Origin of the sequence: Streptomyces sp. NBC_01390 (genome assembly GCF_045040105.1) — a bacterium.
Lineage (GTDB): Bacteria > Actinomycetota > Actinomycetes > Streptomycetales > Streptomycetaceae > Streptomyces.
Map to the genome: position 1 here is coordinate 6,603,153 of NZ_CP109551.1, position 21,268 is coordinate 6,624,420.

A 21,268-nucleotide genomic window follows, 5' to 3' on the forward strand; every position below is an offset into this window, starting at 1 on the left:
GACGGCTACCGTGCCGCCGCCATGACGTCATCGGCGCCCCGGTATGCCCACCGGCATGGCCGCCATCATGTACGCCCCACGCGGATGATGGCCCACATGCGCATCCGCATCGAAGCCGTCGACCTTCCCGGCCGCACCTGCCCACCCGCAGCATTCGCCAGCGACGACGTTCCGGAATACCGCAACATCCACGTCGCCGTGCAACGCCGCGACCGTCCGGCTGAACTCCTCGACCCCCAGCCCGGAGACGCCGCCTCGGCGGATTGGACCCTGGAGTGCACCACGGCGGCCTCACCTGGCGGCACCGATGTGAAAGGGCCCTACGTTCAGGGCCGTCCAGGAGGCCGGTTCGTCTACCTGACGTGGGGCACCGTCGAGGACTCGGGCACCTTCACGATGTTCCGCCGCGCCAAACTCATGCTCGACGCCGTGCCCACCGAGGTACTCGAAGCCGCCACCCTCACCGGCCTGCTGGTGGGGCGCCTCGGACTGACCGACGCGCGCGGTGGGCCTCTGTGCGCGCGGGTCGTGCCACCGCGCATTACCTGGACCGCCGAATCCGCTGACGAGGACCGACCGTCACCGTGAACCGGATCACTGTTCGCCGAGATCCACCCCCGTCCGATCACAACAACTGAGACCAAAACTGAGACCACGCACGAAGAAGGGCCCCACCGCGAACGGTGGGGCCCTTCGACATCGTGCCCGGTGAGGCACTGGCGGAGGATACGAGATTCGAACTCGTGAGGGGTTGCCCCCAACACGCTTTCCAAGCGTGCGCCCTAGGCCACTAGGCGAATCCTCCGCCCCGAACATTACATGACCCTGGGGGGTGCTTACGAACTCGTTCGGACCCCCTGCGATCAGGTACGCTGGGCCTCAGCCCCTCACGCGGCGCTATCTGACTGAACTCCCCCAGGGCCGGAAGGCAGCAAGGGTAGGTTGGCTCTGGCGGGTGCGTGGGGGGTCTTCTGTATGCCCAGGTTGCGACGCCGGCATACGGGGTGAGGCGGGCGAGCGGGGTCGACTGTCAGTGGGGCCCGATATCGTCGTATGCGTGTCGTCCCTTGCGTTGTACCGCCGCTATCGCCCGGAGTCGTTCGCCGAGGTCATCGGGCAGGAGCATGTAACCGACCCGCTGCAGCAGGCGCTGCGGAACAACCGGGTCAATCACGCGTACCTGTTCAGCGGGCCGCGCGGCTGTGGCAAGACGACCAGTGCGCGCATCCTGGCGCGCTGCCTGAACTGCGAGAAGGGGCCGACGCCGACCCCCTGCGGTGAGTGCCAGTCCTGCCAGGACCTGGCGCGCAACGGGCCGGGGTCGATCGACGTCATCGAGATCGACGCGGCGTCGCACGGCGGTGTGGACGACGCACGTGACCTGCGCGAGAAGGCCTTCTTCGGGCCGGCGAGCAGCCGCTACAAGATCTACATCATCGACGAGGCCCACATGGTCACGCCGGCCGGCTTCAACGCGCTGCTCAAGGTCGTCGAGGAGCCGCCGGAGCACCTCAAGTTCATCTTCGCGACCACGGAACCCGAGAAGGTCATCGGGACGATCCGCTCCCGGACCCACCACTACCCCTTCCGGCTGGTCCCGCCCGGCACACTCCGCGAGTACCTCGCCGAGGTCTGTGGACACGAGAACATCCCGGTCGCCGACGGTGTGCTCCCGTTGGTCGTCCGGTCCGGCGCGGGTTCCGTACGAGACTCCATGTCCGTCATGGACCAGCTGCTGGCCGGCGCCGGTGCCGACGGTGTGACGTACGCCATGGCCACCTCTCTCCTCGGCTACACCGACGCCTCGCTGCTCGACTCCGTGGTCGAGGCGTTCGCCTCCGGGGACGGAGCGGCGGCCTTCGAGGTCGTGGACCGGATCATCGAGGGCGGCAACGATCCGCGCCGTTTCGTCGCCGACCTACTCGAACGACTGCGCGACCTGGTGATCCTCGCCGCCGTTCCGGACGCGGCGGAGAAGGGGCTCATCGATGCCCCTGTGGACGTGGTCGAGCGTATGCAGGCCCAGGCCGGTGTCTTCGGCGCCGCCGAACTCAGCCGCGCCGCCGACCTGGTGAACGACGGACTCACGGAGATGCGTGGCGCGACCTCGCCCCGGCTCCAGCTGGAACTGATCTGCGCGCGCGTGCTGCTTCCCGCCGCGTACGGCGACGAGCGCTCGGTCATGGCCCGGCTCGACAAACTGGAACGCGGAGTCAACTTCTCCGGCGGCCCCGCGATGGGCATGGGCGGCGCCGGCATCCCCATGGGGTACGTGCCGGGACCGGGTACTAGTCATGGTGGTCCCGCCGCGTACGAGGGCACGGCACCCGGCGGTCCCGTGGGCGCGCCGGTTCCGGCGGGCGGCGCAGTCGCGGCCGCCCGAGCGGCAGTGCGCGGCGACGCGCAGGGCATGCCTGACCTCCCCGGTACGGCGGACAGGGCCGGAGTGCCCGCCCCGCACCCTCAGCCGCAGGCACCGGCAGCACACGCAGCACCGGCGGCACCGGCAGCGCAGCCTCCCACGCCGACTCCGACGCCGCCCTCGGCTCCAGCCGCCCCCGCCCCGGCTGCCCCCGGCGCCTGGCCCACCGCGACGACCGCGGGCAGTGGCCGACGCCCTGGCGGCTGGCCCACGGCGACACCCGCAGGCGGCGGACAGCCCCCGGCGGCCAACCCCGGCCCGGCGCCCGCCGCACCTGCCCCAGCGGCGGCCTACGCCTCGCCCCAAGCCCCGGCTCAGGCCCCCGCCGCGCAGGCGGGTGCCCCCGTGCCCGGCGGCCTCGACCCCCGCATGCTCTGGCCGAACATCCTGGAGTCGGTGAAGAACCGCCGCCGGTTCACCTGGATTCTGCTGAGCCAGAACGCCCAGGTCACCGGCTTCGACGGCACCACACTCCAGCTGGGCTTCATGAACGCGGGCGCGCGGGACAACTTCTCCAGCAGCGGCAGCGAGGACGTGCTGAAGCAGGCGCTGGCGGAGCAGTTCAACGTCCAGTGGAGGATCGAGTCGGTCGTCGACCCGACGGGCGGCGGCCCGGCAGCGCCCCCGGCGACCGGAGGCTACGGCGGAGGCGGTTCCTCCGGTGGTTACGGAGGCGGCGGCGGGGCCGGCGGTAGCGGTTACGGCGGCGCGGCCACGACGCCCGCCCCCCACCAGCAGCAGCCGGCGTCCCCGCCCCCCGCACCGGCCGCCCCGCAGGCATCCGGTGCCCCCCGCCCCCAGGCCTCCGCCGCCCCGGTCCCGCAGCCCTCGGCCCCGGAACCCCCACCCATCGCCCCCGAGGACGACACCGCCGAGGACGACGATCCCGACCTGGACGAGTCTGCCCTCTCCGGTCACGAAATGATCGTGCGTGAGCTGGGGGCGACAGTGTTGGAAGAGTTCTCCAACGAGTAGCCCCCGCATTTCCAGCCCGTCCGGCGTTTGAGGACAAGGCCCGTTCAGGGCCGGAGCGGGGGTCTGGGGGCGCAGCTCCCAGGGAGGGCCCGCACCGGCACCGGCGAGCAGTACACCCCGACCACTAAGCTGACCCCCGTGAAGGTCCTCCTCATCGGTAACGGCGCCCGCGAACACGCCCTGTGCCGCTCCCTGTCCCTCGACCCCGACGTCACCGCGCTGTACTGCGCCCCCGGCAACGCCGGCATCGCCGAGGTCGCCGAGCTGCACCAGGTCGACCCCCTCGACGGCAAGGCCGTAGCGGCGCTGGCCGTGGAGCTGGGCGCCGACCTGGTCGTCGTAGGGCCGGAGGCGCCGCTCGTCGCCGGGGTCGCCGACGCCGTGCGCGAGGCCGGCATCCCGGTCTTCGGCCCCTCCGGGGAGGCCGCGCAGCTGGAGGGCTCCAAGGCCTTCGCGAAGGACGTCATGGCGGGAGCCGGCGTCCCCACGGCCCGCTCCTACGTCTGCACGACGCCGGAGGAGGTCGACGAGGCCCTCGACGCCTTCGGTGCCCCGTACGTCGTGAAGGACGACGGACTCGCGGCCGGCAAGGGCGTGGTGGTCACCGCCGACCTCGCGGAGGCCGCCGCGCACGCGAACTCCTGCGACCGTGTCGTCATCGAGGAGTTCCTCGACGGCCCCGAGGTCTCCCTCTTCGCGATCACCGACGGTGTGACGGTCGTCCCGCTCCAGCCCGCCCAGGACTTCAAGCGCGCGCTGGACGACGACGAGGGCCCGAACACAGGCGGCATGGGCGCCTACTCGCCGCTCCCCTGGGCGGACCCCAAGCTGGTCGAAGAGGTCCACCAGACGGTTCTGCAGCCGACGGTCGACGAACTGCGCCGCCGCGGCACCCCCTTCTCCGGGCTCCTCTACGCGGGTCTCGCGATCACCTCGCGCGGCGTCCGTGTGATCGAGTTCAACGCACGTTTCGGCGACCCGGAGACCCAGGTGGTCCTGGCCCGCCTCAAGACCCCGCTGGCCGGGATCCTGCGCGCGGCGGCCAACGGCACCCTCGCCGACCTGGAGCCGCTGCGCTGGAGCGACGACGCGGCGGTCACCGTGGTCATCGCCTCGCACAACTACCCCGGCACCCCGCGCACCGGCGACCCGATCACCGGCCTCGCAGACGTGGCCGCCGAGGACGCCCCGCACGCGTACGTCCTGCACGCCGGGACGAAGCACGACGGCGACGCGGTGGTGAGCGCCGGCGGCCGGGTGCTCTCAGTGACGGCGACCGGCAAGAACCTGAGCCAGGCCCGCGACCGCGCGTACACCGCCCTCGGCCGCATCCGTCTGGACGGCTCCCAGCACCGCACGGACATCGCCGCGAAGGCGGCGGCCGGCGAGTAGGCGGCAGGGGAGCAGACCTCTCCCGCCGATGAACCTCCCGGGCCCCGCAGCCGTCTAAGGATGCGGGGCCCACGTGTGTTCGCGGCGCCTCCGCAGGCCTCGGGAACCTCTCCCAGCTGCTACTTCGTCGTCGCCGTGTGTCATCCACCTCTCCCCAGAGCCATTCCATCGAGTGACCGATCCCCCATCCGGCTGACGAGGACCGGGCCCCCAACTATGGTGCGGCGCAAGCGTTCCGGCACTTGGCCCACCGGCATTGCGATGTCAGTGGCGGGTGCCACAGTGGGGGAGTGAGCAACGTCAGGGCGAGCAACGTCACGGTGTGCGGAAAAGGTAGGGGGTGACATCCGGTCGTGACCGGTATGGGTGTGGAGGCGGGCGCGCAGGTCGCGCGTTCCCGGGCCCTCGCCGTGCTGCGTATCCGCAGCAGGGCCCTGGCCGTCGCCCTGCTGCCCGCGGCCGTCGCCGTCGTGCTGCTGGCAGGCGGCTCCACCGACCACCTCGTGGGCGGCGGCTGGCACCTCGCCCGCTGGATCACGAGCGTCGCCGCACTCGTCGTACTCCTTGCGGCGGCCGGTGTCGCCCTGGTCGTGGCCCGCGCCCGCCCGGCCATGAGCCCCACGGTCCCGATCGCCGAGGAATCGGCCCTGGACCTCTACCACCTGGTGCGCGACCTGGCCGACCGCCTCGGCGTCCCCGCGCCCTCCGCGATAGCGCTCACACCGGACTGCGACAGCTGGCTGGAGGACCGCACCCACCGCGCCCACGCCCCGCCCCAGCCGGAGGGCCGGGACGAGATATCAGGCGTACGCGGCCTGCGCTCTCCCCTCCAGGGGCAGCGGCGTCGTACGGCGGCGACGGCATCGCCCGTCCTCGTCATCGGCTCGCCGTTCCTGTGGTGGATGCGGGTCGGCGAGCTGCGCGCGGTCCTCGCCCCGGTCGTCGCGGGTACGGGACCGTCCGCGCACCCAGACATCGCGGCGGCCCGACGCTTCGTCCGCGGCCTGGACGCGGCGGTGGCCGTGGCCGCAGCGCCCCGGCGTGACCCCGTGTCCCGGGCGGCGCTCGCGGGCGTCGGCTGGGTGGCGAGGCTGCTGCTGCGCAGCTGTCGGGTGCACGCGTCCGAGATGGAGCGCGGGGTCGCGGCGGCCGCCGCCGAGCGCGCACAGGCTGTGGACTACGGACTGCGGATCGTCGCCCAGGAGCAGGTCGGCCTGGCGTACGCGGGCTGGGACCGGCTGCTCACCAGGGTCGCCCTGCCGGCCTGGCGGATGGGCCGTTGGCCGGCCCGGCTGGACGCCGGCGTCGTCGCGGCGCTCACCGAACTGTCCCGCCGCGACCGGCTGGCCGAGGGCTTCACGTCCCGGCTGGGCGAACGCCCGGCCTGCGACCTCCTCGAAGAGCCCGGCCTGGTCGACGAGGCGGCCTCCCTGCTCGCCGCCCGCCTCTTCCACGGGGGCCCGGCCGAGACCGGCCCGGACTGGGCGCCGGTGGACTGGCACGAATACCCGGACGAGGTGGTCGACCGGAAGTGGCGTGCCGACGCGGCACGCCTCCACCGGGTCCTGGACGCCCTGGACGCCCGAGGTGTCCACCGCACCCCGGCTTCCACGCCCCAGGACCCCGACGCCCCGACCCTGTCCCGCGTGATGAACCACCTGACGACACCCCAGCCCCCGGCAACGGAGACAACGGCGCGGGAAGCGGCGACAGCGACGGCGACGGCGATGGCGAAGGACGAGAACGAGAACGAGAACGAGTACGAAAACGAGAGCGAGAGCGGCACCGACAGCGACAGCGAAAAGGCGTACGAGAACGACTACAGCGGCGCAGACGACTACAGCGACGCGGACGACGAGCCGGTAGGTAGTGAGCGCGGCGAGGCTCTCGCCGCTCAGCTCAGCGCCGAGGTCGCCCGGGAGGAGGCTGCGGCGCCGGTGGGCGGACAGCAGACCTCTGCGGGGCTGACCGGCCAGGGCCCGGACACGGCCCTCTGGGACGAGGGCTCGCTGCCGCTGTTCCCCTTGCAGCCCCCGCGTACGGGCCGCGAACTGCTCGCCGATCACGTCACCGCGATGGTCTGCTGCGCGGCGATGGACACGGCGGGCGCGGCCCCCGGCCTCGACTGGCTCGACGGCCCCTCCCTCCTCCTGAACGGCGAACGGGCGGCCGACCTGGGCCCCAAGGTCCTGACCCTCATAGAGACGGGCGACCCGGCCCCTCTGGAGGCATGGCTCCGCACGACCGGAGTACGCCCGGAGAAGCCCGTACGCCTGGTGTGACACGAGGGAGCCTCGCTCCCCCGCCCGGCGAGAGCGAAGGCACGATCGAGGGCGAGGAAACCGGTCGGACCCCTCCCTTCCGTTTACAGTCAATTCGCGACGAACGGTGACGGAGTGCGTGCGTAATGTGATGTGCTGGGGACCGAACACGCTCATGGCAATCGCACGGGACATAAACAGCTGACGGGGGAGCCAGGGAGGGGAGCAGTCATGGGGTCGCAGCCGATCCGCCGCTGGGAGTCAGGAGCCCTCGCGCACGCCGTCACGGACCCCTTCGGTCTGGGTCCGGTTCCCTGGCTCCGGGGCAGCGAGACCTATTTCGGCGACACGGGTCACGTGGTCCCCTGGTACGTCGACCCCTTAGACCCAACACCGACCGCCGGCCCCACCGCGCGGCCCGGTGACGCCAGAATCCCCGGCCCCCGTACCGCCCGTACGTCGCGCACCGCGCCCTCCTCCACCGGCGGCCCCCGCGCCGCCGACGACGTGCGCCGGCAGATCAAGGGGTTCGCCTCCACCGGTCCCGTCTCCCCCGGCGAAGCCATCGACTTCCACATCACGGTCGACCCGCCGCAGGAGTTCGCCGTGGACATCTACCGCATCGGCCACTACGGCGGTGACGGCGCCGCGAAGATCACCACCAGCCCCCGTCTCTCCGGCATCGTGCAGCCCCCGCCCCTCACCGCCGACCGCACCGTCTCCTGCCACCACTGGTGGCTCTCCTGGCGCCTGCAGATCCCGACGTACTGGAACATCGGGGCGTACGTCGCCGTACTCACCACCGGCGACGGCTACCGCTCCCACATCCCGTTCACGGTCCGCGACAACCATCCGGCGGACCTGCTGCTCCTCCTGCCGGACGTCACCTGGCAGGCGTACAACCTCTACCCGGAGGACGGCCGCACCGGTGCGAGCCTCTACCACGCCTGGGACGAGCACGGCCGGCTCCTCGGCGAGTCCGACGCCGCGACGACCGTCTCCTTCGACCGGCCGTACGCGGGCGCCGGTCTCCCCCTCCACGTGGGCCACGCCTACGACTTCATCCGCTTCGCCGAGCGCTACGGCTACGACGTCGCGTACGCCGACGCCCGCGATCTGCACGCCGGCCGCGTCGATCCCACCCGATACCGGGGACTGGTCTTCCCGGGGCACGACGAGTACTGGTCCGCGCCGATGCGCCGCACCACGGAACTCGCCCGCGAGAGCGGCACGTCCCTCGTCTTCCTCTCCGCCAACACCATGTACTGGCAGGTGGAGCTGGGCCCGTCGCCGTCCGGTGTCCCGGACCGCCTCCTCTCCTGCCGAAAGCGCCGCGGCCCCGGAAAGCCGGCCCTGTGGCGCGAAGTCGACCGTCCCGAGCAGCAGTTGATCGGCATCCAGTACGCGGGCCGGGTCCCCGAGCCCACCCCCATGGTCGTCCGCAACGCCGACCACTGGATCTGGGAGGCGACCGGCGCCCACGACGGCGACGAGATCGACGGAATGGTGGCCGGCGAGGCCGACCGCTACTTCCCGCGCACCCAGCTCCCCGAGCACGACGACCGCGTCCTCCTGGCCCACTCCCCGTACGCCGACAGCGAAGGCGCCCTCCGCCACCAGGAGACCTCGCTCTACCGGGCCCCCTCGGGTGCCCTGGTATTCGCGTCCGGAACGTTCGCGTGGTCCCCGGCCCTGGACCGTCCCGGGCACGTGGACGCCCGGGTCCAGCGGGCCACCGCGAACCTCCTGGACCGCATCTGCAAACGGGACTGAACGCCCTGACCGGCCCCCTTCTCCAAGACCCTCCCCACGACCCCCGGCGAATCGCACTCTCCGCATACGGGAGAATCGAGCCACTTGGTCATCACCACGGGGAGGAACCGTGTCCGGATTCGTAGAAAAGCCCGAGCCCCTCCAGGTTCCGGGTCTGGTGCATCTGCACACCGGCAAGGTGCGCGACCTGTACCAGAACGAGGCGGGCGACCTCGTGATGGTCGCCAGCGACCGCATCTCCGCCTTCGACTGGGTGCTGCAGACGGAGATCCCCGACAAGGGCCGCGTCCTCACCCAGCTCTCGCTCTGGTGGTTCGACCAGCTCGCCGACCTGGCCCCCAACCACGTCCTGAGCACCGAACTCCCGCCGGGCGCCCCCGCCGACTGGGCGGGCCGCACCCTGATCTGCAAGTCCCTGCGCATGATGCCGGTGGAGTGCGTGGCCCGCGGCTACCTCGCCGGCTCCGGCCTCACCGAGTACAACGACTCCCGTACGGTCTGCGGCCTGGCACTCCCCGAGGGCCTCACCGACGGCTCCGAGCTGCCCGCCCCGATCTTCACCCCGGCCACGAAGGCGGCGGTCGGCGAGCACGACGAGAACGTGTCGTACGAGGAGGTCGTCCGCCAGGTCGGCGCCGAGTCCGCCGCCGAGCTCCGCCAGGCGACCCTCGCCGTCTACTCCCGCGCCCGGGACATCGCCCGTGAGCGGGGCATCGTCCTGGCGGACACGAAGTTCGAGTTCGGGTACGAGACCACCGAGGACGGCGAGAAGCTGGTCCTCGCCGACGAGGTCCTCACCCCGGACTCGTCCCGCTTCTGGCCAGCCGACCAGTGGGAGCCGGGCCACGCGCAGCCCTCGTTCGACAAGCAGTTCGTACGGGACTGGCTCACGTCCTCGGAGTCCGGCTGGGTCCGCGCCAGCGAGCAGCCCCCGCCGCCCCTCCCGCAGCACGTCACCGACGCGACCCGCGCGAAGTACATCGAGGCGTACGAGCGTCTGACGGGCCTGAGCTGGACGTAGTGCACGAAAAAGACCCCGGTCCAATGGACCGGGGTCTTGATCTGGAGCGGACGACCAGGTTCGAACTGGCGACCTCAACCTTGGCAAGGTTGCGCTCTACCAACTGAGCTACGTCCGCATCGCGTCCCGGTACGTCTCGTACGAGCCGTACGTGCCGTGGCGCGACGCCAACTATACCCAACCCCGAAGCCGTGCGAGCCGCACTGCCGCATGCCGGTTCTCCGCCCCGAGCTTCGACACGGCCGACGACAGATAGTTCCGTACGGTCCCCTGCGACAGCGCGGCCCGTTCCGCGATCTCCGCGACAGGTGCGCCGTCGGCGGCGAGTTCCAGCACCTCGGCCTCGCGTGCGGTCAGCGGCGAGTCCCCGGCGGAGATCGCGTCGGCGGCCAACTCGGGGTCGACGTAACGGTTTCCGGCGTGCACGGTTCGGATGATCTCGGCGAGCCGCTGGGCGCTGACCGTCTTGGGGACGAACCCGCGCACACCCGCCGCAAGCGCCCGCTTGAGATGCCCGGGGCGGCCGTGACTGGTCACGATCAGCACGCGGCACTCCGGCAGTTCCGTGCGCAGCGATGTGGCGACCTTCACACCGTCCGCGCCGGGCATCTCAAGATCGAGGACCGCGACGTCGGGCCGGTGCGCCCGGGCCATGGCCAGCGCCTCGGGCCCGGTGGCGGCCTCGGCGACGACCACGAGATCGTCCTCCAGCCCGAGCAGCGCGGCCAGCGCACCCCGGATGAGGTGCTCGTCGTCGGCGAGCAGCAGCCGTACACCGCTCATGAGGCGACCCCGCTCACAACACCCCTCGCACCGGGCTCCGCCCCGTCCTCCGCAGGCAGGGGCACCGTGGCGACCACCCGAAACCGGTCCGCGCCCGCACCCACGACCCCCGCCTCCAGCCGCCCGTCAACAGCAGCCAGCCGCTCCCGCAACCCAACAATCCCGGACCCCGCCCCCGCCCCGGAACCCCGCCCGGAGCCATCACGGGAGCTCCGCCCGGAGCCTCCATCTGAACCCCCGCCGAAGCGACCCCCGGAACCCTCACCCGAGCCCCTACCCGAGCCTCCGTCTGATCCTCGACCGGAACCTCCGCCGAAGCCCTCACCCGAGCCTCCGTCTGATCCTCGACCGGAACCTCCGCCGAAGCCCTCACCCGAGCCCCCACCTGATCCTCGACCGGAACCTCCGCCGAAGCCCTCACCCGAGCCCCCACCTGATCCTCGACCGGAACCTCCGCCGAAGCCCTCACCCGAGCCCCCACCTGATCCTCGACCGGAACCCCCGCCGAAGCCCTCACCCGAGCCCCCACCTGATCCTCGACCGGAACCCCCGCCGAAGCCCTCACCCGAGCCCCTATCGGAGCCCCCGTCTGAGCCCCCACCTGAACCCCGACTGGAACCTCCGCCGAAGCCCTCACCCGAGCCCCTACTGGAATCACGCCCGGAGCCCCCGTCCGAACCCTCACCCGAGCCCCCACCTGAACCCTCACCCGAGCCCCCGCCGAAGCCCCGACCGGAACCCCCACCGCCCCCAACCCCGTCGTTCTCCACAGTCAGCACCACGACCCCCTCACCGACCCGAACCTCCACCCCGCACCACCCGGCATCCCCGTGCCGCAGCACGTTGGTCGTCGCCTCCCGGACCACCCACCCGAGCGCCGACTGCACCTCACCCGGCAGTCCGGCCGCTTCGCCGGTCACCTCGCACGAGATCCCTGCGGCAGTCAGCACGCTCCGCGCGCCCAGGAGTTCCGCACCGAGGTCGGCCTCGCGGTACCCACGTACGACATCCCGTACCTCCCGCTGCGACTCACGTGCGATCCGCTGCACCTCGATCATCTGGTCCACGGCCTCGGGCCGTTCGCGCCGGGCGAGCTGTACGGCCAGCTCGCTCTTGAGCGCGATCACCGCCAGGTTCCGCCCCATCACGTCGTGCAGATCGCGCCCGAACCGCAGCCGTTCCTCGGCGACGGCGAGCCGGGCCCGGGTCTCGCGGGCCTCGTCGAGTTCGTAGACGGCGGTGAGCAGCCAGATGGAGAAGGCGAAGGTGAGCGAGACGAACCCGCCGCCGAGCAGTACGGCCAGCCCTGTGCCGAGGGCGGCGCCCACCGGGAGGCCCAGTGCGAGGGCCAGGGCGACCGAGCCCACGGCCAGCCCGGCCACCAGCGACAGCATCCGCAGTCTGCTGCGCAGGCCGAGGGTGAGGGTGCCGGCCCCGAAGGAGACCACTCCGGCGAACAGGCTGCCGGCGACGGTCTTCGTGTCGTCGCCCGCCGGTCCGTGGGCGGCCAGGACGAGAGCCGCGATCCCGATCGCCGCGGTGACCACGCCGAGCGCGGCCGACAGCCGCAGCGGCTGTTCCCGGGTCCTGCGGACCCAGTCCAGTGCCCGGGACGCGGTGACCGCGCAGAGCCCGGCGTGCACGCACACCAGCGCGAACAGCCAGGGCGCGAGCCCCGCTCCAGCCTGCCCGAGGACGGGCAGTCCGATCGCCGTGATCTCGACGAAGGGGAACAGATGGAACGACCAGCGCGTGTACGTCTCCACCTTCGCCGGTGTGCTCTTGCGCCCCCACCAGTTCAGCGGCCTCGGCCTGTCCATGTCCCCGTGCCCCCCGCTGTCCACTACCGCCGCGGTTCCCAGCGGAACCACCGCCGTACAGCAAACACCGACAGCACGGTCCAGGCCAGGCCGGTCAGCAGGGCGCCCACGACGTCGTGCGCCGAAAGGTCGCCGGTCCAGGCGCCGCGTACGAGGGTGATCGCCGGCGTCAGCGGGAGCAGCTCGCAGAACGAGGCGAGCCGGTCGGGCAGCATCTCCAGCGGGACGGTGATCCCGGAGCCGACGAACGAGAGGAGCATCAGCGGCAGCGAGGTGACCTGCGCGCTCTCGGTGGTCCGGCTGAAGCTGGCGGTGAGAGCAGCCAGCGCCACAGCTGTCACCAGGCCCAACAGCAGTCCGATGACGGCGAGTTGGGGTGCCGACGGGGCGCCGAGATCGAGTACGACACTGCAGCCGATGGCCAGCAGCAGACACTGTACGAGGCCGGTCGCGACCGCCGGGAGCGCCGTCCCGGTGAGTATCTCGACGTCGCCCAGCTCACCGGTGCGCAACCGCTTGAGGACGAGTTCCTCGCGCCGGGCGACGAAGGCGCCGATGAGGGCCGCGTACACGGCGAAGAGCAGCGAGAAGCCGACGGCGGCGGGCAGGACGAGCGTCCCGACGCTGAGCCCGGCCTCCTTCAGGTCCCCTTCCGGGACGGCCGACCGCACACTGACGGGCAGCACCAGCGGCACGAACAGGGCGGCGACCAGCGTCCCCTTGTTCCGCAGGAACAGCGTCGCCTCGGCCCGAGCCAGGGCCCGCATCCGCCAGGCGGGAGTCGTACGACCGGTCCCGCGACCGGTACCGGCAACCGCACTCATGCGACACGCTCCTCGACCGCGACGGGACTCTCCATGCCTGCCGACGCCTCCCGGGCGATCCGCAGAAACGCCTCCTCCAGCGAGGCCGACCGCACGTCCAGCCCCCGCAAGGTGACCCCGGCCTGCTCCGCCCACACCAGCAACCGCGTTGCCGCGCGCTGGAGTTCATGGGTACGCAGCCGTACGACGCGCCCCTCCTCCTCGTAGCCGCTCACGCCGAGCGAGCCGAGCGGCGGCAGGTCGCCCACGAAGTACCCCGAGGGCAGTTCGAAGGAGATCCGGGACGGCTGCGAGGCGGTCACCTCGGCAGGTGTTCCGGCGGCGGCGATGCGCCCCTCGTGGAGGATGGCGAGCCGGTCGGCGAGGTCCTCCGCCTCCTCCAGGTAGTGCGTGGTGAGCAGCACGGTCGTACCGCCGGCGCGCAGTTCCCGTACCAACTCCCAGGTGGCGCGGCGCCCTTCGGCGTCGAGGCCGGCCGTCGGTTCGTCGAGGAACAGCACCTCGGGGTTGCCGAGAAGCGCGAGCGCGAGGTCGAGGCGCCGCCGCTCACCGCCGGACAGCTGCTTCACGCGTACGTCGGTCCGCCGCTCCAGCCCGACGAGCGCGAGGGCCTCCGCCTCGGGCCGCGCCCCGCTCGTGCACCCGGCCCACATCCGCGCGGTCTCGCCGACGGTCAGCTCGGACGGGAAGCCGCCCTCCTGGAGCATCACACCCGTACGCGGCCGTACGACGGCCCGCTCGGTGTACGGATCATGGCCCAGCACCCGTACGCGTCCCCCGGCCGGCGCCGCCAGCCCCTCCAGCAGCTCGACGGTCGACGTCTTGCCCGCGCCATTGGTGCCGAGCAGGGCGAAGACCTCCCCGCGGCCCACGGAGAACGACACCCCGCGCACCGCCTCGAACCCGCCCCCGTACACACGCCGCAGGTCAGTGACCTCAATCACGTGTCCGTGTTCCTTGGTTTCCATGCCTTCAGCATCTCGGCCGGAAGGAGGGGAGGGCAGTGCGTGGTGTCATCACCGCACATGACAAATGTCAGACGACCGTGAACCGCAGGGCTGCACGAAAAAGACCCCGGTCCAATGGACCGGGGTCTTGATCTGGAGCGGACGACCAGGTTCGAACTGGCGACCTCAACCTTGGCAAGGTTGCGCTCTACCAACTGAGCTACGTCCGCATTGCCTCCAGTCGGCTTTCACCGACTGGCGCGGGCACCAGCCTACCTGATCCACAAGAGTGGTCAGACCGGCGGTGCAGAGCGGGTGACAGGAATTGCACACTGCGCCTTCCCCCTGGAAGGGGGATGTTCTACTACTGAACTACACCCGCAAGCCTCCGTGGGTCCGGCCTTTCGGCCTTGCCCCTCGGCGTGTTCCAGACTCTAGCTGATCAGCGGGGGGTCAACGCAAGTCGGTTGTACCGAGGGGCTCCTGAGGCGCAGCGGGGCCGCCGCCGGGGTCCTGCCGGGCTACTACTGGGCGGCGGTGAAGGCCTCGTACACCTTCTTGGGGATGCGCCCACGGGTCGGCACGTCGAACTTGTTGGCGAGGGCCCAGGCCCGGACCGCCGACGGGTCGGGGGCGACCTCCGTCTGCTTGTAGGCCTTGCCGGAGCGCGACCGCTTGCGGCCGGCCTCCATGTACGGCTCCAGTGCCTTACGCAGTTTCTTGGCATTGGTTTGATTCAGGTCGATCTCGTACGACTTGCCGTCAAGTCCGAAGGCGATCGTTTCCGCCGCTTCCGAGCCGTCGATGTCGTCGGAGAGTGTGACCACGACGCGCTGAGCCACGAATATCGGTCCCTTCGTGCGACACCTCCGTCGCGACGTGCGAAGACGTCGGGAGGTGTCGGGAGATCTCGGTTGTCCGACTGTTATTGGGCAAAGTATCGGCTAATGCCTTTTCCTTTGTACAGTGCCCGGCATTGCAATGAGAAGACCGACTAAAGCTGTCCGCGTGTCTCCCCGCAATAGACATCCTGGATGTGAACCAGGATCTTTCCCAGAATTTTTCGGGATGGCACCCCTCTGATACCGGATCGTGATGCCGCCGGTCCCGCGCTTCCGTAGATTCCTACGAATCTACCCGCGTAGAAATTTTGTACAGGTAGTCTGAAGCCACGTGTAGGAACCTGCTCAGCACCACAACACCGGGAGTGCCAGTGGCACGCGTCGTAGTCGACGTCATGCTCAAGCCGGAGATCCTCGACCCCCAGGGCCAGGCGGTGCAGCGTGCACTGCCGCGTCTCGGTTTCGAGGGCGTCTCCGACGTACGTCAGGGAAAGCGATTCGAACTGGAAGTTGACGGACCGGTGGACGACGCCGCGCTCGCCCGCATCCATGATCTTGCGGAATCCTTCCTCGCCAACACCGTGATCGAGGACTTCACCGTGAAGGTGGAGGAGATGGTGGGGGAAGAGAAGTGACTGCTCGTATTGGAGTCGTCACCTTTCCGGGTTCCCTGGACGACCGGGACACCCAGCGCGCGATCCGCCTCGCGGGCGCCGAGCCGGTAGCTCTCTGGCACAAGGACAAGGACCTCAAGCAGGTCGACGCGGTGGTTCTGCCGGGCGGATTCTCGTACGGCGACTATCTGCGCGCCGGTGCCATCTCGCGTTTCTCGCCGGTGATGGAGTCGGTCATCGAGCAGGCGAAGTCGGGCATGCCGGTTCTCGGCATCTGCAACGGCTTCCAGATCCTCACCGAGGCGCACCTCCTCCCGGGCGCGATGCTCGGCAACAACCACCTGCACTTCATCTGCCGCGACCAGAAACTGCGGGTGGAGAACGCGGACACCGCCTGGACCGTCGACTACGACGCCGGCCAGGAGATCCACATCCCGCTGAAGAACATGGACGGCCGGTACGTCGCCGACGAGCACACGCTCGACGAGCTGGAGGCGGAGGGCCGGGTCGTGTTCCGGTACCGCGACTTCAACCCGAACGGCTCCCTCCGGGACATCGCCGGCATCACCAACGCCGCCGGGAACGTCGTGGGCCTCATGCCGCACCCGGAGCACGCGGTCGAGCCGCTGATCGGCAGCGGCCGTACGGACGGCCTCCCGTTCTTCACCTCGATCCTCAAGAAGCTGGTCAACGCATGAGCCGGACGCCTCTGGACACGGTCGAGCACGCGGCCGAGACCCCCGACGTCGAGCTGCCCTGGGCCGAACTCGGCATGAAGAAGGACGAGTACGAGCGGGTCGTCGAGATCCTCGGCCGGCGCCCGACCGGCGCCGAGCTGGCCATGTACTCGGTCATGTGGTCCGAGCACTGCAGCTACAAGTCGTCGAAGGTGCACCTGCGCCAGTTCGGCGAGAAGGCCCCGCAGTCGGACGCGCTGCTCGTCGGTATCGGCGAGAACGCGGGCGTCGTCGACGTCGGCCAGGGCTACGCGGTCACCTTCAAGGTCGAGTCGCACAACCACCCGTCCTACGTCGAGCCCTACCAGGGCGCGGCCACGGGCGTCGGCGGCATCGTGCGCGACATCATCGCGATGGGCGCCAGGCCGGTAGCGGTCGTGGACCCGCTCCGCTTCGGCGCGGCGGACCACCCCGACACCAAGCGCGTCCTCCCGGGCGTCGTCGCCGGCATCGGCGGCTACGGCAACTGTCTCGGTCTCCCCAACATCGGCGGCGAGGTCGTCTTCGACGCCTGCTACCAGGGGAACCCGCTGGTCAACGCCGGTGCGATCGGTGTGATGCGGCACGAGGACATCCACCTGGCGAAGGCGTCGGGCACGGGCAACAAGGTCATCCTGTACGGGGCCCGCACGGGCGGTGACGGTATCGGCGGCGCGTCGATCCTGGCCTCCGAGACCTTCGACGACGCGAAGCCGTCAAAGCGTCCGGCGGTCCAGGTCGGCGACCCCTTCCAGGAGAAGCTGCTCATCGAGTGCACCCTGGAGGCGTTCGCCGAGAAGCTGGTCGTCGGCATCCAGGACCTGGGCGCGGCCGGCCTGTCCTGCGCCACGTCCGAGCTCGCCTCGAACGGCTCGGGCGGCATGCGCGTCACCCTCGACGACGTACCGCTGCGCGACTCGACGCTCTCGCCCGAGGAAATCCTCATGAGCGAGTCGCAGGAACGCATGTGCGCGGTGGTCGAGCCGGAGAAGGTCGACCGGTTCCTGGCCATCTGCGACAAGTGGGACGTCATCGCCACGGTGATCGGTGAGGTCACCGACGGCGACCGGCTGGAGATCTTCTGGCACGGCGGCAAGATCGTCGACGTCGACCCGCGCACGGTCGCGCACGACGGCCCGGTCTACGAGCGCCCGTACGCCCGCCCCGACTGGCAGGACGCCCTCCAGGCGGACGACGCCAACAAGCTTGCGCGGCCCGGGACTTCGGAGGAGCTGAAAGCACAGGTCGTGCAGCTCGTCTCCTCCCCCAACCAGGCCTCGAAGTCCTGGATCACCTCCCAGTACGACCACTTCGTGCAGGGCAACACGGTGTTGGCCCAGCCCGAGGACTCCGGGATGATCCGCATCGACGAGACGACCGGCCTCGGTGTCGCCATCGCGACGGACGGCAACGGCCGCTTCGCCAAGCTCGACCCTTACGCGGGCGCGCAGTTGGCGCTGTCGGAGGCCTACCGGAACGTGGCGACGACGGGCGCGAAGCCCCTGGCCGTCTCCGACTGCCTGAACTTCGGTTCGCCCGAAGACCCGGCGGTGATGTGGCAGTTCGCGGAGGCGGTACGTGGACTCGCCGACGCCTGCCAGCAGTTGGGCACCCCGGTGACCGGCGGCAACGTCTCCCTCTACAACCAGACCGGCGACGTGGCCATCCACCCGACCCCCGTGGTCGCGGTCCTGGGCGTCATCGACGACGTGGCCCGTCGCACCCCGGTCGCGTTCCAGGAGGAGGGGCAGCTGCTGTACCTCCTCGGGGACACCCGCGAGGAGTTCAGCGGCTCGGCGTGGTCGCAGGTCGTGCACGACCACCTCGGCGGCCTGCCCCCGAAGGTCGACCTGGAGCGTGAGCGTCTCCTGGCCGAGATCCTGATCTCCGCCTCCCGCGACGGCATGATCGACTCCGCGCACGACCTGTCGGACGGCGGCCTGATCCAGGCGGTCGTCGAGTCGGCGCTGCAGGGCGAGAAGGGCGCGCGTCTGGTCGTACCGGACGGACTCGACGCGTTCACCCTCCTGTTCTCGGAGTCGGCGGGCCGTGCCGTCGTCGCCGTACCGCGCTCGGAGGAGCTGCGCTTCAACGACATGTGCGGGGCGCGGGGCTTGCCGGTGACCCGGATCGGCGTCGTCGACGGCGACGCGGTGGAACTGCAGGGCGAGTTCACCCTCACCCTGGCCGAACTGCGCGAGGCCCACGAGGCGACGATCCCGGCGCTGCTGGCGTAGTCGGTTCTGGCTGTACGACGTTGAGGGCCCCGTCTGCCGGTTGGCAGGCGGGGCCCTCAACGGTCCGGGTGGTGGGTCAGAAGCCGATCGGGTTGACGTAGGTGCCCGGGTGGGTGGCGCCGTCGTGCTTGAGGATCTGGCCGCCGAAGGGCCACGTCAGGGTGAAGTGCGTCGTCTCGTTCGGCGGGGTGACCAGGAAGGTCTTCGGGACGAACTTCTCCGTCTTCGGCGTGGACCTGGCGACCGGGAGCAGGTTGATGCTGAAGTCCAACGTGTCGCCCTTCGCCAGGGTGATCTTCACGGGCTTCTTGGCAGAGCGCGCCAGCGACCACGTCCCGTCGGTCGACTGGGCGCCGACCATGTCAACACCGGGGAAGCCGGACACCGTGCAGGTGCGCGAGCTCTTGTTGGTGAACCAGATGAACGCCTGTGTCTGCTTCGTGGTCTGCCCCATCTCCGGCGCCGCGTCGCCCCCCGTGGCGAAACCGGCCTTCAGGTCGGCGGTGTGGCAGCGGGTCGGAGCGGCCTTGGCGGTGGTGGCGGCCGAGGCCGGGACGGCGGTGACGGCGTAGCCGCCGGCGACGACAGCGGCCAGGGCGACGGCGGCGAGCTTGTTGTTCATGGAGTCTCTGGTTCCCCTCGTGTACGGACTGGCACGCTGGTCAGTGCGTGCCTACGCACCTGAAGAGGCGCGGAGTCTGGAGGAGGTTGGGCGGGCCGTAGATCCTTTTCTCGACAGTCGGGTAACCGATGTCACCGCTTCGTACACGTGCCCGTGTCGAGCTCTATGCCGATCGGGTCGGGGAGCTGTGCACGGTGATGGTGCAGGAGTCCCGGTCGATCAGGAGGCACAGGGGAATCCCGGACTGGCCGTACGCGGCCGGCTTCTCGTGGCGGTTCGACGCCATGCGGGCGGGAGCGCCCAGTCCCGGGGAGACCTCTGACTTCCCACCTCGCCTTCGCCTCTAAGCCCACATAGCCGTCCGCGACTCCAAGGCCCCGCCCTCAGCCTCTCCCCATCCGCCTTCCAGGCGTTCGTGACTCACGTCGGCCAGGGGCACTGCTCATGAGGAGCGAGGAAGGGTCCGGGAGCTAAGGAACCTGGCGATAGACGTCACGGCGGTTGCCGACGGACAGGACCCACACGATGAGTTGGCCGTCCTCGACCGTGTAGATGACGCGGTAGTCACCGACTCGGAGCCGCCAACGGGCGTCGTGCCCCTGGAGAGCTTTGACGTCGAACGGGGTCGTGTCCCCCGCGTCCATCGCCTTCTGGAGGTCGGCGAGGCGATGCAGGATGCGCAGGGCGTCAGGGCGCGGGATCTTGAACATGTCCCGCTGGGCGTGTGCCGTGAAGCGCGTGGCGTACCCCACGGTCAGCCCTGATCGGCGCGGAGCAGGGCGGCCATCTCTTCGAGTGAGACCGATCCTTCCGTGCCCTCGGACTCCGCTTCGTCGGCCAGCCGATTGAGCCATGCGTCTTCGGCGTTCTCGGCGATCTGACTCAGCCGCTGGTACTCCCGGATGTCGATCACGACCGCTTCCTGCTTGCCGCGCCGCGTGATGACCGTCGGCGTTTCGTCGTGGCGGGCACGATCGATTACGTCTGCGAGATGGCTGCGGACTTCGGCCATGGACTCAATCACCGGGTCAGTCATGTCATGAATGTAACAGATGTACATGAGTACCCGCCCGGATACCGACCCAGGGCAATTCCCCGTTCCCCACCCCACCCGCTACCCTCCCCGCCATGCCCCCGGCCGCCAGAAAGCCGAAGTCCCGCACCTACGACCCCGCCAAGACCCGCACCGCGGTCCTCGCCCAGTACGCCAACATCCGCGCCGCCCTCCCCACCCTCGCCCCCGCCCAGCTCGCCCTCCCCACCCGCCTGGGCGACTGGACGGTCCACGACCTGGTCGCGCACGTCACCATGGCTGTGGAGTCCGTCAGTCGCAACCTCGACCGGGACGAGCCGCCGAAAGCCGAACTCGCCCTTCTCGACTGGCCGTTCGCCACCGCAGCCCGGGCGGCGGACATCTCCGACGGCACCCGTGAACTGGCCGCCGCTCACCCCGACCTCGACTCACTCCAGGCCCTCTACGCCCGCACCGAGGAACGCCTCACCGACCGCCTCGCCACAGTCGGCGAAGCCGCCGGCACCCGCCGGCTCGCCACCCGCACCGGCGCCATGACCCTCGCCGAATACCTCGTCACCCGTACCGTCGAACTGGTCGTCCACACCGACGACCTGAACGCCGCCGTCCCGGGCCTCGACATCCCGTACGACCGTCAGGCCCTCGCCAGCTGCACCCGCCTCCTTGCCGACGCCCTCGCCACCAAGGCACCCGGCGGCTCGACGGAGGTCCGCGTCCCGCCGTACGCCGTGGTGCAGTGCGTCGAAGGCCCGAGGCACACCCGTGGCACCCCGCCCAACGTCGTCGAGACCGACCCGCTGACCTGGATCCGCCTGGCCACCGGGCGGGTCCGATGGGCCGACGCCCTCGACAACGCCCAGGTCAGCGCGAGCGGCGAACGCGCCGACCTCGGAGGGCTGCTGCCCCTCATGGGCTGACGGCGGCCCCGTACGGAGAATCCGCAGACTCCTCCGAAGAGTGGCCGGACGGGAACCGCCCACCGGCCC

At 70.5% G+C, this 21,268-nt stretch carries 17 protein-coding genes, 4 tRNA genes, 1 other RNA gene and 2 pseudogenes; 11 read left to right on the forward strand and 13 right to left on the reverse strand.

Annotated elements, in window-relative coordinates; genetic code table 11:
* Window positions 1-84 precede the first annotated feature (84 nt).
* Window positions 85-588 carry a DUF5990 family protein gene (locus tag OG241_RS29745; protein WP_405819510.1) on the forward strand — a complete coding sequence of 168 codons (504 nt, stop codon included), beginning with the start codon at window positions 85-87 and terminating at the stop codon, window positions 586-588.
* Between the two features lie 129 nt (window positions 589-717).
* Here the strand turns inward: OG241_RS29745 and OG241_RS29750 are convergent.
* Window positions 718-805 (reverse strand) — tRNA-Ser (locus OG241_RS29750).
* A gap of 73 nt (window positions 806-878) precedes the next feature.
* Here OG241_RS29750 and ffs point away from each other — a divergent pair.
* From ffs to OG241_RS29780, 6 genes are all read left to right on the forward strand, one after another.
* An RNA gene (gene ffs, locus OG241_RS29755) (signal recognition particle sRNA small type) lies at window positions 879-975 on the forward strand.
* Between the two features lie 82 nt (window positions 976-1,057).
* Window positions 1,058-3,397 carry a DNA polymerase III subunit gamma and tau gene (locus OG241_RS29760; protein WP_405819512.1) on the forward strand — a complete coding sequence of 780 codons (2,340 nt, stop codon included), beginning with the start codon at window positions 1,058-1,060 and terminating at the stop codon, window positions 3,395-3,397.
* A 138-nt stretch (window positions 3,398-3,535) separates the two neighbouring features.
* Window positions 3,536-4,789, forward strand: a complete 1,254-nt coding sequence (purD, locus tag OG241_RS29765; RefSeq protein ID WP_405819514.1) for a phosphoribosylamine--glycine ligase — start codon at window positions 3,536-3,538, stop codon at window positions 4,787-4,789.
* Window positions 4,790-5,151: 362 nt separating this feature from the next.
* Window positions 5,152-7,071 (forward strand): hypothetical protein, encoded by a 1,920-nt coding sequence (locus OG241_RS29770; RefSeq protein WP_405826486.1) that lies wholly within the window; start codon window positions 5,152-5,154, stop codon window positions 7,069-7,071.
* A 210-nt stretch (window positions 7,072-7,281) separates the two neighbouring features.
* Window positions 7,282-8,823 (forward strand): N,N-dimethylformamidase beta subunit family domain-containing protein, encoded by a 1,542-nt coding sequence (locus OG241_RS29775; RefSeq protein ID WP_405819515.1) that lies wholly within the window; start codon window positions 7,282-7,284, stop codon window positions 8,821-8,823.
* 109 nt (window positions 8,824-8,932) lie between these two features.
* Complete coding sequence (locus OG241_RS29780; protein WP_405819516.1) at window positions 8,933-9,844, forward strand: phosphoribosylaminoimidazolesuccinocarboxamide synthase; 912 nt, start codon at window positions 8,933-8,935, stop codon at window positions 9,842-9,844.
* 42 nt (window positions 9,845-9,886) lie between these two features.
* On the opposite strand, the gene OG241_RS29785 is transcribed toward OG241_RS29780, so the two are convergent.
* The 8 genes and pseudogenes from OG241_RS29785 to OG241_RS29820 form a co-directional block, all read right to left on the reverse strand.
* Window positions 9,887-9,962: transfer RNA gene (locus OG241_RS29785), tRNA-Gly, on the reverse strand.
* Between the two features lie 53 nt (window positions 9,963-10,015).
* Entirely contained in the window at window positions 10,016-10,627 is a 612-nt protein-coding gene (locus OG241_RS29790) for a response regulator transcription factor (protein WP_044472409.1), read from the reverse strand.
* A 719-nt stretch (window positions 10,628-11,346) separates the two neighbouring features.
* A pseudogene (locus OG241_RS29795) lies at window positions 11,347-12,447 on the reverse strand (histidine kinase); the annotation flags it as partial.
* Between the two features lie 23 nt (window positions 12,448-12,470).
* Window positions 12,471-13,271, reverse strand: a complete 801-nt coding sequence (locus OG241_RS29800) for an ABC transporter permease (protein WP_405819518.1) — start codon at window positions 13,269-13,271, stop codon at window positions 12,471-12,473.
* Window positions 13,268-14,239 carry an ABC transporter ATP-binding protein gene (locus OG241_RS29805; protein ID WP_405819520.1) on the reverse strand — a complete coding sequence of 324 codons (972 nt, stop codon included), beginning with the start codon at window positions 14,237-14,239 and terminating at the stop codon, window positions 13,268-13,270. Before OG241_RS29805 ends, OG241_RS29800 begins: the two co-directional genes overlap by 4 nt.
* 133 nt (window positions 14,240-14,372) lie before the next feature.
* Window positions 14,373-14,448, reverse strand: a tRNA-Gly gene (locus tag OG241_RS29810).
* 80 nt (window positions 14,449-14,528) lie between these two features.
* Window positions 14,529-14,600: transfer RNA gene (locus OG241_RS29815), tRNA-Gly, on the reverse strand.
* 142 nt (window positions 14,601-14,742) lie between these two features.
* On the reverse strand, window positions 14,743-15,060 hold the full coding sequence (locus OG241_RS29820) for an Lsr2 family protein (RefSeq protein ID WP_006377278.1): 318 nt from the start codon (window positions 15,058-15,060) through the stop codon (window positions 14,743-14,745).
* Window positions 15,061-15,431: 371 nt separating this feature from the next.
* Between OG241_RS29820 and purS the strand changes: the two genes are divergently transcribed.
* Genes purS through purL form a run of 3 tightly spaced genes read left to right on the forward strand, consistent with a single transcriptional unit; the run spans window position 15,432 to window position 18,627 of the window.
* The gene (gene purS / locus OG241_RS29825) at window positions 15,432-15,695 is read left to right on the forward strand and encodes a phosphoribosylformylglycinamidine synthase subunit PurS (protein WP_006377276.1); all 264 of its coding nucleotides are present in this window, start codon (window positions 15,432-15,434) and stop codon (window positions 15,693-15,695) included.
* On the forward strand, window positions 15,692-16,372 hold the full coding sequence (gene purQ, locus OG241_RS29830; RefSeq protein WP_319096483.1) for a phosphoribosylformylglycinamidine synthase subunit PurQ: 681 nt from the start codon (window positions 15,692-15,694) through the stop codon (window positions 16,370-16,372). Before purS ends, purQ begins: the two co-directional genes overlap by 4 nt.
* Window positions 16,369-18,627: a phosphoribosylformylglycinamidine synthase subunit PurL gene (gene purL, locus OG241_RS29835; protein WP_405819523.1), complete on the forward strand. Its 2,259-nt coding sequence runs from the start codon at window positions 16,369-16,371 to the stop codon at window positions 18,625-18,627. The genes purQ and purL overlap by 4 nt, the downstream gene beginning before the upstream one ends.
* A 76-nt stretch (window positions 18,628-18,703) precedes the next feature.
* Here purL and OG241_RS29840 read toward each other — a convergent pair whose 3' ends face one another.
* The 4 genes and pseudogenes from OG241_RS29840 to OG241_RS29855 all read right to left on the reverse strand — a co-directional run bounded on the left by OG241_RS29840 (window position 18,704) and on the right by OG241_RS29855 (window position 20,285).
* Window positions 18,704-19,249: a DUF4232 domain-containing protein gene (locus tag OG241_RS29840; protein WP_405819524.1), complete on the reverse strand. Its 546-nt coding sequence runs from the start codon at window positions 19,247-19,249 to the stop codon at window positions 18,704-18,706.
* A gap of 172 nt (window positions 19,250-19,421) precedes the next feature.
* Window positions 19,422-19,526, reverse strand: a pseudogene (locus OG241_RS29845) (Uma2 family endonuclease); the annotation flags it as partial.
* Window positions 19,527-19,719: 193 nt separating this feature from the next.
* Window positions 19,720-20,001: a type II toxin-antitoxin system RelE/ParE family toxin gene (locus OG241_RS29850; RefSeq protein WP_405819526.1), complete on the reverse strand. Its 282-nt coding sequence runs from the start codon at window positions 19,999-20,001 to the stop codon at window positions 19,720-19,722.
* 2 nt (window positions 20,002-20,003) lie between these two features.
* Window positions 20,004-20,285, reverse strand: a complete 282-nt coding sequence (locus OG241_RS29855) for a type II toxin-antitoxin system Phd/YefM family antitoxin (protein WP_405819528.1) — start codon at window positions 20,283-20,285, stop codon at window positions 20,004-20,006.
* A 92-nt stretch (window positions 20,286-20,377) separates the two neighbouring features.
* On the opposite strand from OG241_RS29855, the gene OG241_RS29860 reads away from it, so the two are divergent.
* Window positions 20,378-21,199: a sterol carrier family protein gene (locus OG241_RS29860; protein WP_405819530.1), complete on the forward strand. Its 822-nt coding sequence runs from the start codon at window positions 20,378-20,380 to the stop codon at window positions 21,197-21,199.
* The last annotated feature ends 69 nt before the right edge of the window (window positions 21,200-21,268 follow it).

Bases quoted from the DNA above. Each gene is read 5' to 3' on its own strand.
- OG241_RS29745 (WP_405819510.1), top strand. From the start codon at position 85: ATGATGGCCCACATGCGCATCCGCATCGAAGCCGTCGACCTTCCCGGC.
- OG241_RS29770 (WP_405826486.1), top strand. From the start codon at position 5,152: ATGGGTGTGGAGGCGGGCGCGCAGGTCGCGCGTTCCCGGGCCCTCGCC.
- OG241_RS29775 (WP_405819515.1), top strand. From the start codon at position 7,282: ATGGGGTCGCAGCCGATCCGCCGCTGGGAGTCAGGAGCCCTCGCGCAC.
- OG241_RS29790 (WP_044472409.1), bottom strand. From the start codon at position 10,627: ATGAGCGGTGTACGGCTGCTGCTCGCCGACGACGAGCACCTCATCCGG.
- OG241_RS29800 (WP_405819518.1), bottom strand. From the start codon at position 13,271: ATGAGTGCGGTTGCCGGTACCGGTCGCGGGACCGGTCGTACGACTCCC.
- OG241_RS29805 (WP_405819520.1), bottom strand. From the start codon at position 14,239: ATGGAAACCAAGGAACACGGACACGTGATTGAGGTCACTGACCTGCGG.
- purL (WP_405819523.1), top strand. From the start codon at position 16,369: ATGAGCCGGACGCCTCTGGACACGGTCGAGCACGCGGCCGAGACCCCC.
- OG241_RS29840 (WP_405819524.1), bottom strand. From the start codon at position 19,249: ATGAACAACAAGCTCGCCGCCGTCGCCCTGGCCGCTGTCGTCGCCGGC.
- OG241_RS29855 (WP_405819528.1), bottom strand. From the start codon at position 20,285: ATGACTGACCCGGTGATTGAGTCCATGGCCGAAGTCCGCAGCCATCTC.
- OG241_RS29860 (WP_405819530.1), top strand. From the start codon at position 20,378: ATGCCCCCGGCCGCCAGAAAGCCGAAGTCCCGCACCTACGACCCCGCC.